The sequence below is a fragment of the Streptomyces sp. bgisy159 genome (assembly GCF_965341775.1).
In the GTDB taxonomy this organism is placed as follows: Bacteria; Actinomycetota; Actinomycetes; order Streptomycetales; family Streptomycetaceae; genus Streptomyces.
This window is the reverse complement of sequence record NZ_CBDQZH010000005.1, coordinates 71,921-85,411: the sequence shown is the minus strand read 5'-3', so window position 1 is coordinate 85,411 and position 13,491 is coordinate 71,921. Positions and strand designations below refer to the sequence as shown.

Sequence of the window (13,491 nt, the reverse complement as noted above, 5' to 3'; positions counted from 1 at the left end):
GGACGTCGCCCCCGGCCCCGCCCGTCCCCGCCCGGCAAGCCGGGGGCACCGCGGGGCCCCGGGAAGCGGACCTCAGCTTTAGGGTGGTCGCATGAACGATCGCATGGTGTGGATCGACTGCGAGATGACCGGCCTCTCGCTGTCCGACGACGCGCTCATCGAGGTGGCCGCCCTTGTCACCGACTCCGAGCTGAACATCCTCGGTGACGGTGTGGACATCGTCATCCGCCCGCCGGACACCGCCCTGGAGACCATGCCGGAGGTGGTCCGGCAGATGCACACCGCCTCCGGCCTGCTCGCCGAGCTGCCCCGCGGCACCACCCTGGAGGACGCCGAGGAGCAGGTCCTGGCGTACGTACGGGAGCACGTGAAGGAGCCCGGCAAGGCCCCGCTGTGCGGGAACTCGGTCGGCACCGACCGCGGCTTCCTGCTCCGGGACATGCCGAAGGTGGAGGAGTACCTGCACTACCGGATCGTCGACGTCTCCTCCATCAAGGAGCTGGCCCGCCGCTGGTACCCGCGGGCCTACTTCAACAGCCCGGAGAAGAACGGCAACCACCGCGCCCTCGCCGACATCCGCGAGTCCATCGCGGAGCTGCGCTACTACCGCGAGGCCGTCTTCGTCCCGCAGCCCGGCCCGGACTCCGACACCGCGAAGGCGATCGCCGCCAAGCACGTCCTGCCTGCTCAGCACGGATGAGCCGGGCTCGCGTACGGCCCCCAGGAAAAGCCGTGCGCGAGCACCCCTTCGGACCCTGTACACTTTTTCTCGGCCGGTCGGGGAAACGACAACGTCAACCGCCGGTCATGGTGGGTGTAGCTCAGCTGGTAGAGCACCTGGTTGTGGTCCAGGATGCCGCGGGTTCGAGTCCCGTCACTCACCCTTACTGTTCGGCCCGCTGACCTGGGACCAGGTCAGCGGGCCGAACTATTTCATCCTCTTTCACGCCAACGGGCACAGCTTCTCGCCCGCTTCCACCCACCGCCCGTACGCGTCCGCGTCCTTGAGGTCCCACAGCATGACGCCCGCATTGCCCACGATGAAGCCCGGCCGGGCGATGGTCCCGGTCAGCAGATAGTTCCTGCCGTCCGCAGCACTCAGGTAGGCGCCACCGTTGACCGCGTCGCTGCACGCCATCACCACGTCGGACGTCTTCCACGGCCAGCCGTCGCCCCAGGTCTCCCGCGTGGCGATCACACCGCGGTCCGTCCGGCTCACCGGACGCCCCGGGAAGAGAGACACCCGAGCGCTCGACTTCGCCGCGGACGGTTCCGCCGCCACGGGAGCCGACGCCGTGGCCGCCGCCCCCGGTGTCCGGCTCACCGACGCGCCGGACAACGGGCTGCTGCCGGCATCATCGGCCCCCTCGCCTCCGGAACCGCCACACGCCGCACCACCGAGCCCAAGGGTCACTGCCAGCAGGAAAGTCCTGAGAAGTCGCATTCCGTCAATCTGTCAGCTCCCGACGGGGAGCCATCACCGAGTGACGAATCTGTGACATACCGTGAGCGTGGCAGTACGCGTCAACGCAAGGGGCAGCACTTGGGCGTCAGCCCTTCTGCTTCTCACCGAGTACGGCCCGGAGCCAGTCGAGAGGGTCCATACCGAGCAACTGGTCGGCCAGCGCTTGAGCACTCCTGGTGACCAGCCGGCCGCGACTGTTGTCGATCCACCGCTGCGCGAGTTCGTAGCCCTGGGCCTTGTACTCGATGCCCTGCAACATGCATTCCAGTTTGTCCGCGTCCCGTGCCGCGATCGCCTCGGGCGACTGGCGGCCCTCGTACTCTGCCACCGCCTCCCGGATGGCGGCCGCGAGCACCGGAGGCATCGCCGCCACCTGGTCGGCAGTGACCGCTTCGGGGTCGGTCTCACCGGCATACCTCTTCCCCAGGTGGTTCACGTCCCCGGTCCGGGACTCCTGAGAGTCGTGCCACACGGCGAGAAGCGCGGCCCGGGCGGGGTCGGCCCCTTCCATCGCGGCGATCACTGAAGCGATGAGTGAGGTGCGCCAGGAGTGCTCGGCCACGCTCTCGGGGTCCCGCACGCCGGCCATCCACCAGCCGGTGCGCCGGGACTGCTTGAGCGTGCCTGCCTCGTAGAGGAAGTGCGCCACCCCGGCCAGCTCGTCCGTCACCTGGTTCTCCCCTCACGCCCCTGCCAGGCGCATCGCGTATCTGATGCCCTCCAGCTCGCGGCGTGCGCGGGCGGACAGCTCCCGGCTATCCAACAGCAAAGGGAGCCGGCCGTGGAGAGCGGCGTGGGCAGCCCCGGATCGCAGCAGGTCCGGCCGGACGGTGAGCAGGGCCCACAGCGAGTGGATGTTGAGTTCGAGATACCCGTGCTGCGGGAGCAGGCCCCGGGTGAGGTGGGTGAGCAGCCTGGTGCCGGGCCAGGGACCGGGAGTGCGGGAAGCGATGAAGTCGTCGGACGGTTCGAGGTGGTCACTCTCGCCGATCCAGTAGGCCCAGTAGTTGAGGTTCGCCGCCTCGCCGGGCTCGTCGTCGACGAGGGTGGTGTCGATGAAGTGGTTCATGCGGTCGAGGTCGCCCTGCCGGGCGGCGACAGCGGCTACGGAGCGGGCGTTGAGCCAGTCCGTGAGCCAGTCACCCGGGCGCTCAGTGGACTGCTGGTGAGCGAGCCACTGCCCGGTGTCCCCTTGGTCGTCGTAGCCCGCCAGGTACAGAGCCTGTCGGCGGAGCAGGAACTGGTTCTCGCCGCGGGCCCGCTCCGCGGTGGTCCGCATGTGGGTGAAGAACTGCCGACGGTCAACCGCGGCAAGCTCCGGCCCGGACGGCACCGGACCCCGGCGCGGTCTCGGCGGTGCGGGCAGGCTCCGTACGGACCTCGGGGCGACGCCGCTGAGCGGCCAGACGAGGACTTCTACGAGGTCACGCTGCATCACCCAGGCGCCGAGGGGGCTGTCCTCGGCGTCGATCTGATCGTCGAGCGCGCTGGACATGAGGACGTCCGCCTCCGCTGCCCTGTCGAGGATCTGCAAGAGCGCGGGTGGGGCGCCGATCCGCAGGAGACGGTGTCGCTGCACCAGCGTTCGGCCAACCGGCAAGGCGGTCATCGGACGGCGGCCCGACTCCCACCCCGCGACCGTGTCGGGCGAGACGCTCAGCTGTTCGGCGATGGTCTCCTGTGTGTGGCCGAGCTGCTCGCGGATGGTGCGGAAGACGTAGCCGGAAATGACTCCGGCGCACGGTTTCGACGCCAAACCCTGCGCGTCGGTCAAGGTCGGCCCCGTGCTCGACGGCATGCCACCACCACTCCCCTGTGCTGGTCGTCGATCTACCTGTACCGGCGGTCAGTTCAAGCGCCGAGGGCAGCTCTCTACCGTCCAAGTAGCCACTTGGAAACTGAGCGTATAGGGGAGGTGCGAGCGTGGACGCCCATGTGAAGAACGCTCGCTCGGATGACGGACACCGGCCGACGGCCAAGGCTGCGCCGCCCGCGAAACCGGGACCCGAGGCACTCGTGCCCACGGCAGCCGAGCGCCGCCCGTCAGTAGAGCACTGGCTGTTGTCGGCCGCCAGGAGCCGGCAGCGAGCGCGCCAGGAGTGGACCGAGCAGGGAATGGCGCTGCTGGCGCTCGGCGGCATCATGTCCGCCGTACGAGTGCCCGGGAACCTTGTGATCGCCGCCGCCGGCGAGGCGGAGATGCCGTCCCGGGCACTGGACGCGTTCCTCGCCGACGCCCTCGACGGCGGTCCCGTTGTCTGTGACCCGCGCAGCCGTGTCTACTACGCGCTCGTCGCCGACAGCATGTCCCGCACGCACCCGGACGCGGCGGCGAGGTGGCGGAAGCTGGGGGTCGCGGTCCTGGGCCACGACTGCTACCTCGGCGTTCCCGCGGTGGACCGCACGGATCCGGACCTGGCCGCCTGTGCCTCGTACTGGTCCGTCCCGATCGAGTCGGCCGGTGTGCTGTGTGGACCGCCCTCCGTGGCCCGGCTGGTCGCCGCTGGGCAGCATGCGCTGGCCCAGCGGGCTGCGGATGTGACGGGCCACCCCGCGCAGCGCACCGCCGAGTCGCGCGCCGAGCACGCCCGCCGCGCTTACAACCGCTACCTGGAGCACGCCGCCGGATGCGCAACGTGCCGGGCCGGACACACGTGCCCCACTGGGCAGGAGCTGCACGAGACGTGGCGGCAGGCATGGAGGGAGGCGCGGTGATCTGCGACAAGACGGGTGCCTGTCGCTCACGCTGTCTGAAGCCCCACCGCGGCCGGTGCCGGGCTGCGCTGCGTGGCAGCTGAACCGCTTCCTCGGACAGCTCCACCACGGCTTTCGAACGCGACAGCATTTCGACGAAGAGCGCGCCTTTGCACCACTGCTTCGGGCACCTGCCTGGCCCCGGGAGTCTGCCACCGCTGGCGAAGATGCCCGCTTCGAGCCGTTGTCACAATGCGCGCGACAACGGGCGGCGCCCCTTGGCATGCTGGATTGATGATCAATCCGATAGGCCCTGTGGTGTCGCCTGGCCGAATGAAGCAGACACGGCAGCCCGACCTTGCACTCTCCGGGGGCATGCATCTGCGCCCCTGGCGGGAGAGCGACGCACAGGTCCTGGTGCAGTCGTGCCTCGACCCGGACATCCAGCACTGGAACCGCCCAGGTCTGCTGACCGCCGAGACAGCCCGGGAGAAGATTGCGCGCTGGAAGCTGCGGTGGCAGAACGAGGAGGCTGCCCTCTGGGCCATCGCTCCCGTGAACGAGGACATCCCTGTCGGATTGATCGGCCTCGCCGACCTGGACCTGCGAGACGGCAGCGGCGAGTTCGTCTACTGGCTGTTGCCTGCTGGCCGTGGACGCGGAGCCATGGTCAACTCCACTCTCGCCGTCAGTCGATGGGCCTTCGACACTCTCGGACTGCATCGCCTGCGCATTACACACTCCGTGGCCAACACGGCCTCCTGCAAGGTTGCCACCCAAGCCGGGTTCCCCTTGGAAGGGACGATGCGCAGCGCGCTCCTCCACGCCGACGGCTGGCACGACGAACACCTCCACGCGCGCATCCAAGACGACACCGGACCATCTTGATCCAGTGGAGCTGCCCTACGGTCTGCCCTGGTCAGCTTGGCTTCTTAGCCCCCTGAGATGTCATGCAGTACCGACCGTTCGTGACGGTGGGCGTGAGTCGTGGAGGCGGAAGTGTCCTCGGAGCGTGGAGGTCAGGGTGTCCAGGAGGCACGTGATCACTCGAGCCGCGCGGCTGGCGCGTTTCGGGTTCTCGTGCGCCGCTGCCGCACTCACCCAGGCTCACCCCGCGCCGCCCACTTCTCGGACGCCTCCAGACGCTCGAAGCGTGCGGCGTGGTCGTGCAGCGCCGCGTCGACGGCGGGCTTCCTCCTCGCTCGTGGAATCCACGCGCCGATCGCCCTACGAAGACGCCCGCGCCACCAGCTCCGCCGGCAGCACCACCTTGCGCCGCTCCAGCTCCTTCGACACCGCCGGGCGGCGGTCGGCGATCTCGGTGAGGAGGAGGTCGAGCATGCGGCGCCCCATGTCCTCGATGGGCTGGCGGACGCTGGTCAGGGGCGGTTCCATGTGGCGGGCGATGGCGGAGTCGTCGTAGCCGACGAGGGCGACGTCGTCGGGGATGACCCGGCCGGCCTCGCGCAGCGCCTGGCGGGCGCCGGCCGCCGTGACGTCGGAGCCGGCGAAGACCGCGTCGAGGTCGGGGTGGCGGTCCAGCAGGGCGGCCATCGCCCGGCGCCCGCCCTCCTCGGAGAAGTCACCCTGCTCGATCAGGGTGTCGTCGACCGGCCGGCCGGCGTCGAAGAGCGCGTCGCGGTAGCCCTCGACGCGGCGCTGGGCGCCGTAGACGTCGAGGCGGCCGGTGATGTGGGCGATGCGGGTGCGGCCCCGGGCGAGCAGGTGCTCCACCGCCGCACGGCCGCCGCCGTAGTTGTCCGAGTCGACCGAGGGCAGGGTCTCCGCGGCGGAGCGGGGGCCGCTGATCACCGCCGGGATCTCCAGCTGGGACAGCAGATCGGGCAGCGGATCGTCCGCGTGGACCGAGACGAGCAGGACGCCGTCCACCCGGTGGGCGGCCAGGTACTGGGCGAGGCGGCGGCGCTCGCGGTCGCTGCCGGCGAAGATCAACAGCAACTGCATCTCGGTGTCCTGGAGTTCGGCACCCACGCCGCGCAGGATGTCGGAGAAGTAGGGCTCGGCGAAGAAGCGGGTCTCCGGCTCCGGCACCACCAGCGCGATGGCGTCCGTGCGGTTCGCCGCGAGCGCGCGGGCGGCCGTGTTCGGGACGTAGCCGAGCTCCGCCACCGCCGCCTCCACGGCCGCGCGGGTCGCGTCACTGACCCTCGGCGAACCGTTGATCACCCGGGAGACCGTGCCCCGGCCGACGCCGGCGCGTGCGGCGACCTCCTCCAGGGTCGGGCGGCCGCCGCTCCGGCCCCGCGCTCCGTGGGTTGCCATGGGCTCCGCCTTCCCGCCGTCGTCCTGCCTCTGGCCTGGAATCTAACAGTCCTGGCCGTCGAGGTGACCGGCCCCGCCCGCTGCCGTGCGGTGGCGCATCCCCGCACCCCCGAGGAGGTACGCCTGGGGACACCTCCAGGAAGTCTGTGGTGAACTGGGCGAAATGCGGACCTCCCTCGGAGTTAGTTAACAGCCCGATAACTGAACGCATCTCGCCATGCCTCCACCCTTGACACCCTCGCCCGAACCGACGACTCTTCAACACATCACTTGTGGGAGCGCTCCCACGGTACCTGACACATACACATCCCGCACGTTCCCCGCCCGAGCCGCAGCGAGAACTAACGGGCCCAACCATGCAGTTGGCCGGGGGGTCGGCACGTCAGGGCAACAGGAGGATCCAATGCGAGCACGTACCCTCCCCCACTCTCGAACGCCCTCGAGCGGGGGGACCCCCATCACCCGCAGGGTGGTCGTCCTGGCGGCCGTCGCGTCGCTCGGCGCCGGGTTGCTGGCCGGCTGTGCCGACGACGGCGGCGACTCCGACGGTTCGTCGTCGTCCGGCGGCAAGGGCAAGACCACGATCACGCTGGGCCTTTTCGGCACGATGGGCTTCAAGGAGGCCGGACTCTACACCGAGTACGAGAAGCTCCACCCGGACATCAAGATCGCCGAGAACGTCATCGAGCGGAACGAGAACTACTACCCCGCGCTGCTCAACCACCTCACCACCAACAGCGGCCTGATGGACGTCCAGGCCGTCGAGGTCGGCAACATCGCCGAGGTGGTCGCCACCCAGGCGGACAAGCTCACCGACATGTCCAAGGTTTCGGGCGTGAACAAGAGCAACTGGCTGGACTGGAAGTGGTCGCAGGCCACGACCAAGGACGGCAAGACCATCGGCTTGGGCACCGACATCGGCCCGATGGCCCTGTGCTACCGCAAGGACCTCTTCGAGAAGGCCGGCCTGCCGACCTCCCGCGAGGAGGTGTCCAAGCTCTGGGCGGGCGACTGGAACAAGTTCGTCAGCGTCGGCGAGCAGTACAAGAAGAAGGCCCCCGCGGGCACCTACTTCATGGACTCCCCCGGCGGTCTGCTGAACGCGATCCTCAGCAGTGAGAAGGAGAAGTTCTACGACGCCTCCGGCAACATCATCTACAAGACGAACCCGGCCGTGAAGGCCGCCTTCGACCTGACCGCGAAGGCAGCCCAGGAGGGGCTGGTCCAGTCGCAGACCCAGTTCCAGCCGGCCTGGGACCAGACGATCGCGAACAACAAGTTCGCCACGATCGCCTGCCCGCCGTGGATGCTCGGCACCATCAAGGGCAAGTCGCAGCCCGACGCGGCCGGCAAGTGGGAGGTGGCCACCGCGCCCAAGGGCGGCAACTGGGGCGGTTCCTTCCTCACCGTCCCCGAGAGCGGCAAGCACGTGAAGGAAGCCCAGGAGTTCATCACCTGGCTGACCGCGCCGGAGCAGCAGATCAAGCTGTTCAAGGTGCAGGGCAGCTTCCCGAGCGCCCCGTCCACGTACACCAACCCCGACGTGACCGGCGCGAAGAACGAGATGACCGGTGACGCCCAGATCGGTGACGTCTTCGCCGCGGCCGCCAAGGACGCCCCGGTCCAGGTGATCGGCCCGAAGGACCAGATCATCCAGCAGGGTCTGACCGACAACGGCGTCATCCTGGTCACGAAGGGCAAGTCGCCCGCGGACGCCTGGGAGACGGCCACGAAGACCATCGACAACAACCTGGACAAGTGACCCGTATGGCCACCCGCCACCACACTGCCGCGCCCCCCGTGGAGGGGGGCGCGGCCCCGGCCCGCCCGGGGCCGGGGGCACCGCCCACGGAGGCGGACACGCGCCGGCGGGCCCGGCTCTCCCGCCGCTGGCAGCGGGACATGCGCTGGAGCCCGTACGCCTTCGTCTCCCCGTTCTTCCTGCTCTTCCTCGCCTTCGGCCTGTTCCCGCTGATCTACACGGGATGGGCGTCGCTGCACCAGGTGGAGCTGACCGCGCCGACCGACATGTCGTGGGTGGGGCTGCGCAACTACACGCGCATCTTCGACGACGACTTCTTCTGGAACGCGGCGAAGAACACCCTGACCATCGGCATCATCTCGACGGTGCCGCAGCTGCTGATGGCGATGGGCATCGCGCACATCCTCAACTACAAGCTGCGCGCCTCGACGTTCTACCGGGTCATGATGCTGGCGCCGTACGCCACGTCCATCGCGGCCGCCTCGCTGGTGTTCGTGCTGCTGTTCGGGCGCGACTACGGCATGATCAACTGGGTGCTGGACTCCGTCGGGATCGACCCGGTGGACTGGCAGGGCGACAAGTGGCCCTCGCAGATCGCGGTCTCGTCGATCATCATCTGGCGCTGGACCGGCTACAACGCGCTGATCTACCTGGCGGCGATGCAGGCCATCCCGCAGGACCTGTACGAGTCGGCGGCGCTGGACGGCGCCAGCCGCTGGCAGCAGTTCCTGCACGTGACACTGCCCTCGCTGCGGCCCACCATCCTGTTCACCGCGGTCGTCTCCACGATCGGCGCGAGCCAGGTCTTCGGCGAGCCGCTGCTGTTCGACGCCAACAAGGGGGCGTCCGGCGGCGGTGAGCACCAGTTCCAGACGCTGGGCCTGTACCTGTACGAGCAGGGCTGGGTGAACCAGCACCTCGGCCGGGCCTCCGCCATCGCCTGGACGATGTTCCTGATCCTCATCGTGATCGGGATCGTCAACTACGTCATCTCGCGCCGGCTGCGCGCCAGTAGTTAAGGAGTACGGCCGTGACGACGACCCTGACGAAACCCGACACGACCGCCCCCGCCGGGCGCAAGAAGCACGGGCCCCGGTCGGCCCGGGCCGGCGGGCAGATGCACGCCGGGCCGATCGCCTACCTCATCCTGATCATCTTCACGATCGTCTCGCTGTTCCCGCTGGTGTGGACGGCGATCGCCGCCTCGCGCGACAACAACCGGCTGGCCCAGACCCCGCCGCCGCTGTGGTTCGGCTCGAACCTCTTCCACAACCTGGACGTGGCGTGGAACGACGCGAACCTCGGCGAGGCGTTCGTCAACACCACCTTCGTGGCGGGCGTGTCCGCGCTGACCGTCGTCTTCCTGTCGACCATCGCCGGGTTCGCCTTCGCCAAGCTGCGCTTCAAGGGCCGCAACGCGCTGATGCTGCTGGTGATCGGCACGATGATGGTGCCGCCGCAGCTCAGCGTGATCCCGCTGTACATGATGGTCGCCAAGCTGGACTGGACCGACCAGTTGCAGGCGGTGATCTTCCCGTCGCTGGTGAGCGCGTTCGGCGTGTTCTTCATGCGGCAGTACCTGATCCAGGCGCTGCCGGACGAGATCATCGAGGCGGCCCGGGTCGACGGGGCCAGCAGCTGGCGGGTGGTGTGGCACGTGGTGTTCCCGGCCGCGCGGCCGGCGATGGCCGTGCTGGGCATGCTGATGTTCGTCCAGACGTGGAACGACTTCCTGTGGCCGTTCCTGGTCCTGACCCAGACCGGCAACCCGACCGTGCAGGTCGCGGTGGCGGGCCTCGGCCGCGGGTACACGCCCGACCAGTCACTGATCATGGCGGGCGCGCTGCTCGGCACGCTTCCGCTGCTGCTGGTCTTCGCGATCTTCGGCAAGCAGATCGTGGGCGGGATCATGCAGGGCGCGGTCAAGGGCTGACGCGCGCCGCACTTGCGGGGGCCGGGTCACCGCCGCCTCGGCCCCGCTTCCTACCCCCACCGCCTTCTCCTCGCACTTCGCCACTCCCCTGTCCCCCCTCATTCCTTCGTCGGTCTCGACGACCATCTATGGGAGCGCTTCCATGCCTGAGTCCGCACAGCCGGAGACCCCGGCGACCTTTCCTCCCGCCTTCCTCTGGGGCGCCGCGACATCGGCGTACCAGATCGAGGGGGCGGTACGGGAGGACGGCCGCACCCCGTCCATCTGGGACACCTTCAGCCACACCCCGGGCAGGACGGCCGGTGGCGAGACCGGTGACATCGCTGTCGACCACTACCACCGCTACCGCGACGACGTGGCCCTGATGGCGGACCTGGGCCTGTCCGCGTACCGCTTCTCGATCTCCTGGTCCCGGGTGCAGCCGACCGGCCGGGGCCCCGCCGTCCAGGTCGGCCTGGACTTCTACCGCCGCCTGGTGGACGAGCTGCTCGCGCACGGCATCAAGCCGGCCGTCACCCTCTACCACTGGGACCTGCCCCAGGAGCTGGAGGACGCGGGCGGCTGGCCGGAGCGGGACACCGCGTACCGGTTCGCCGAGTACGCGCAGATCGTCGGCGAGGCGCTCGGCGACCGGGTGGAGCAGTGGATCACCCTCAACGAGCCGTGGTGCAGCGCCTTCCTGGGCTACGGCTCCGGGGTGCACGCGCCCGGCCGCACCGAGCCGGCCGCCTCGCTGCGCGCCGCGCACCACCTCAACCTCGCCCACGGGCTGGGCACCTCGGCGCTGCGCTCGGTGATGCCGACCCGCAACCAGGTGGCCATCAGCCTCAACTCCTCGGTGGTACGGCCGCTCACCGAGGACCCGGCCGACCTCGACGCCGCCCGCCGCATCGACGACCTCGCCAACGGCGTCTTCCACGGGCCGATCCTGCACGGCGCCTACCCGGCTTCCCTGCTGGAGGCGACGCGGTCGGTCACCGACTGGTCCTTCGTCCAGGACGGCGACGTGCAGACCATCCACCAGCCGCTGGACGCGCTCGGCCTCAACTACTACACGCCGGCGCTGGTCTCGGCGGCGCGGAACGCGCCCGAGGGGCCGCGCGCGGACGGCCACGGCGCCAGCGACCACTCCCCCTGGCCGGGCGCGGACGACGTCGCCTTCCACCAGACGCCGGGCGAGCGCACGGCGATGGGCTGGACCGTCGACCCGTCGGGCCTGCACGACCTGATCATGCGCTACACCCGGGAGGCGCCGGGTCTGCCGCTGTACATCACCGAGAACGGCGCGGCCTACGACGACAAGCCCGGGCCCGACGGCGCCGTGCACGACCCGGAGCGCATCGCGTACCTGCACGGCCACCTGGGGGCGGTCCGCCGGGCCATCTCCGACGGCGCCGACGTGCGTGGCTACTTCCTGTGGTCCCTCATGGACAACTTCGAGTGGGCGTACGGCTACGAGAAGCGCTTCGGGGCGGTCTACGTGGACTACGAGACCCTTGAGCGCACCCCGAAGTCCAGCGCCCGTTGGTACAGCCGGGCCGCCAAGTCCGGCGTCCTGCCGCCGGCCGAGACCGGGGTGCCGGAGTCCGAGGCCGTCCTGCCGCCCGCCCAGCCCGTGGCGCCGCCGGCCGAGTCCGTGACGCCGCCGGCCGAACCCGTCCAGCCGTGACCACGGGAAGGGCGTAACGGCCGGGGAGGCGTACCCGCCGAAGAGGCGGGACCACCGGACAGGCGGGACCCGGGACGTTGTGGGGGCGCTCCCGGGCCCCGCCGCTCTCTCCGGCCGCGGTCTGCCGCCGGTGCCGGTCGCCGGTGCCGGTCGCCGATCAGCGCCGGTCTCCGGTAGGCCGCCGATCGCCGCCGGTCGTAGGTCACCGGTACGCCGCGAACTCCTTGGAGAAGGCGAACGGGTCCTGCAGGATCGAGCTGCACGTGGCGTCCGCGGTGTTCTTGGTGCCGCCCGCGCACTGCTTGTCGCGGGTCGCGGACCACATCGACAGCCAGCCCAGCCCCTTGGCCTTGGCGAAGGCGACCAGCTGGGCGGCGTCGTCCACCTTGAAGACCTCGGAGGCGACGTCGTTGACGCCGATCATCGGGGTGACGGCGACCGTCTTCCAGGCCGCGCTGTCGCTCAGCCCCAGCACGCTCTTGATCTGGGCCTGGGTGGCGGTGGCGGCCTGTTCGGCGTAGCCGCCCATGTCGCCGCTGTACGCCGGGCCGTAGTCCATCGCCATGATGTTGACCGCGCTGATCCGCACCCCGTGGGACTTGGCGTCCGCGAGCAGGTTCACGCCGTCCTGGGTGAGGCCCTCGGGCATCACCGGGAGGGTGAAGGAGACGTCCAGGGCGGGGTGGCGCCGCTGGAGCTCGGCTATCGCCTGGGCGCGGCGGGAGTTGGCGGCCGTGTTGGGCAGCGCGCCGCCCTCGACGTCGAAGTCCACCTTGGTCAGCCCGTAGGCGTCCACGACCTTGCCGTACGCCGTCGCCAGCTTGTCCGCCGAGGCGCAGGTGGTGCCGAGTTCGGAGCCGGCCGCGCCGCCGAAGGACACGCGGACGTCCCCGCCCTGGTCGCGCAGGGCGCCGATCTGGGCGGCCACCGCGTCGTCGGCCAGGTCCGTCACACCGCCCCACTTCGGGGTGCAGCCGCCACCGTCGGTGACGAAGGCGAGGTTGTAGTCCTTCACCCCGGTCGCCCGGGCGGTCGCCAGCAGGTCGAAGGCCGGGTAGAGCGAGGTGTCGACGTACGGGGCGAAGCGGGCGGTGCCGGACGTGCCCGTACCGGGGGTGCCGGTGCCGGGGGTGCCCGTGCCGCTGGGCTGCGAGGGTTCGGCGGTGGGGGTGGTGGGCGTGGGGGCCGTCGTCGGGGGTGTCGTCGGGGCCGTCGTCGGGGACTGGGTGGGGCGGCCGCTGGGCTCGGGCGTGGCACCGCCGTCGGTGGAGCAGGTGACGCCGTCGATACGGCAACCGGTCGGGTCGGCGGTGCCGTTGACGACGAAGCCGACGGTCACCGACTCGCCGACCGCGAGCCCGTCGGTGTCCCACTTCGGCGGCTTCACGGTGACCTGCCGGCCGCTCACGCTCGACTCGCCGTTCCACAGCGAGCCCAGCGTCGCTCCGGACGGCAGCTCGAACTCCAGCGTCCAGTCGGCCTTCGCCCGACCGGTGTTGTTGGTGACGACGTACTGCGCGGTGTAGCCCGTCGACCACTCGCTGGTCTTGGTGTACGCGGCGCCGATCCCGGCGGCCTGGGCGGTGCTGGTGAACACGAAGACACCACCGCCCACGACGGCCGCCGCGACGACACCGCCGATCGCCTTGTTCCTGCCGCTGACCTTGCGCCGATGGGAACTCATC

Annotated in this window: 12 protein-coding genes and 1 tRNA gene; 8 read left to right on the top strand and 5 right to left on the bottom strand. The window is 70.1% G+C overall.

Annotated features, from left to right (window positions below; genetic code table 11):
- Positions 1–91: 91 nt before the first annotated feature.
- Both orn and ACSLTV_RS07410 read left to right on the top strand, forming a co-directional pair.
- A complete protein-coding gene (gene orn / locus ACSLTV_RS07415) occupies positions 92–700 on the top strand; it encodes an oligoribonuclease (protein ID WP_432133170.1) in 609 nt (202 codons plus the stop codon).
- Positions 701–810: 110 nt separating this feature from the next.
- Positions 811–883: transfer RNA gene (locus ACSLTV_RS07410), tRNA-His, on the top strand.
- Positions 884–943: 60 nt separating this feature from the next.
- On the opposite strand, the gene ACSLTV_RS07405 is transcribed toward ACSLTV_RS07410, so the two are convergent.
- The 3 genes from ACSLTV_RS07405 to ACSLTV_RS07395 form a co-directional block, all read right to left on the bottom strand.
- Positions 944–1,198 carry a hypothetical protein gene (locus ACSLTV_RS07405; RefSeq protein WP_435611852.1) on the bottom strand — a complete coding sequence of 85 codons (255 nt, stop codon included), beginning with the start codon at positions 1,196–1,198 and terminating at the stop codon, positions 944–946.
- A 352-nt stretch (positions 1,199–1,550) separates the two neighbouring features.
- On the bottom strand, positions 1,551–2,135 hold the full coding sequence (locus ACSLTV_RS07400; RefSeq protein ID WP_435611851.1) for an HD domain-containing protein: 585 nt from the start codon (positions 2,133–2,135) through the stop codon (positions 1,551–1,553).
- 12 nt (positions 2,136–2,147) lie between these two features.
- Positions 2,148–3,263, bottom strand: coding sequence for a helix-turn-helix domain-containing protein (locus ACSLTV_RS07395; RefSeq protein WP_435611850.1), 1,116 nt, complete (start codon positions 3,261–3,263; stop codon positions 2,148–2,150).
- 218 nt (positions 3,264–3,481) lie between these two features.
- On the opposite strand from ACSLTV_RS07395, the gene ACSLTV_RS07390 reads away from it, so the two are divergent.
- Complete coding sequence (locus ACSLTV_RS07390; RefSeq protein WP_435611849.1) at positions 3,482–4,180, top strand: hypothetical protein; 699 nt, start codon at positions 3,482–3,484, stop codon at positions 4,178–4,180.
- Positions 4,181–4,492: 312 nt separating this feature from the next.
- Positions 4,493–5,047, top strand: coding sequence for a GNAT family N-acetyltransferase (locus ACSLTV_RS07385; protein ID WP_435611848.1), 555 nt, complete (start codon positions 4,493–4,495; stop codon positions 5,045–5,047).
- 339 nt (positions 5,048–5,386) lie between these two features.
- Here ACSLTV_RS07385 and ACSLTV_RS07380 read toward each other — a convergent pair whose 3' ends face one another.
- A complete protein-coding gene (locus ACSLTV_RS07380) occupies positions 5,387–6,442 on the bottom strand; it encodes a LacI family DNA-binding transcriptional regulator (protein ID WP_432133175.1) in 1,056 nt (351 codons plus the stop codon).
- Positions 6,443–6,845: 403 nt separating this feature from the next.
- Between ACSLTV_RS07380 and ACSLTV_RS07375 the strand changes: the two genes are divergently transcribed.
- From ACSLTV_RS07375 to ACSLTV_RS07360, 4 genes are all read left to right on the top strand, one after another.
- The gene (locus tag ACSLTV_RS07375) at positions 6,846–8,204 is read left to right on the top strand and encodes an ABC transporter substrate-binding protein (protein ID WP_432133176.1); all 1,359 of its coding nucleotides are present in this window, start codon (positions 6,846–6,848) and stop codon (positions 8,202–8,204) included.
- Between the two features lie 5 nt (positions 8,205–8,209).
- Positions 8,210–9,223, top strand: a complete 1,014-nt coding sequence (locus ACSLTV_RS07370) for a carbohydrate ABC transporter permease (RefSeq protein WP_432133368.1) — start codon at positions 8,210–8,212, stop codon at positions 9,221–9,223.
- A gap of 11 nt (positions 9,224–9,234) precedes the next feature.
- Positions 9,235–10,137: a carbohydrate ABC transporter permease gene (locus ACSLTV_RS07365; protein WP_432133177.1), complete on the top strand. Its 903-nt coding sequence runs from the start codon at positions 9,235–9,237 to the stop codon at positions 10,135–10,137.
- A gap of 142 nt (positions 10,138–10,279) precedes the next feature.
- Positions 10,280–11,806: a GH1 family beta-glucosidase gene (locus ACSLTV_RS07360; protein ID WP_432133178.1), complete on the top strand. Its 1,527-nt coding sequence runs from the start codon at positions 10,280–10,282 to the stop codon at positions 11,804–11,806.
- A 202-nt stretch (positions 11,807–12,008) separates the two neighbouring features.
- Here ACSLTV_RS07360 and ACSLTV_RS07355 read toward each other — a convergent pair whose 3' ends face one another.
- Positions 12,009–13,490: a glycoside hydrolase family 18 protein gene (locus tag ACSLTV_RS07355; RefSeq protein ID WP_432133179.1), complete on the bottom strand. Its 1,482-nt coding sequence runs from the start codon at positions 13,488–13,490 to the stop codon at positions 12,009–12,011.
- Between the last annotated feature and the right edge of the window lies 1 nt (position 13,491).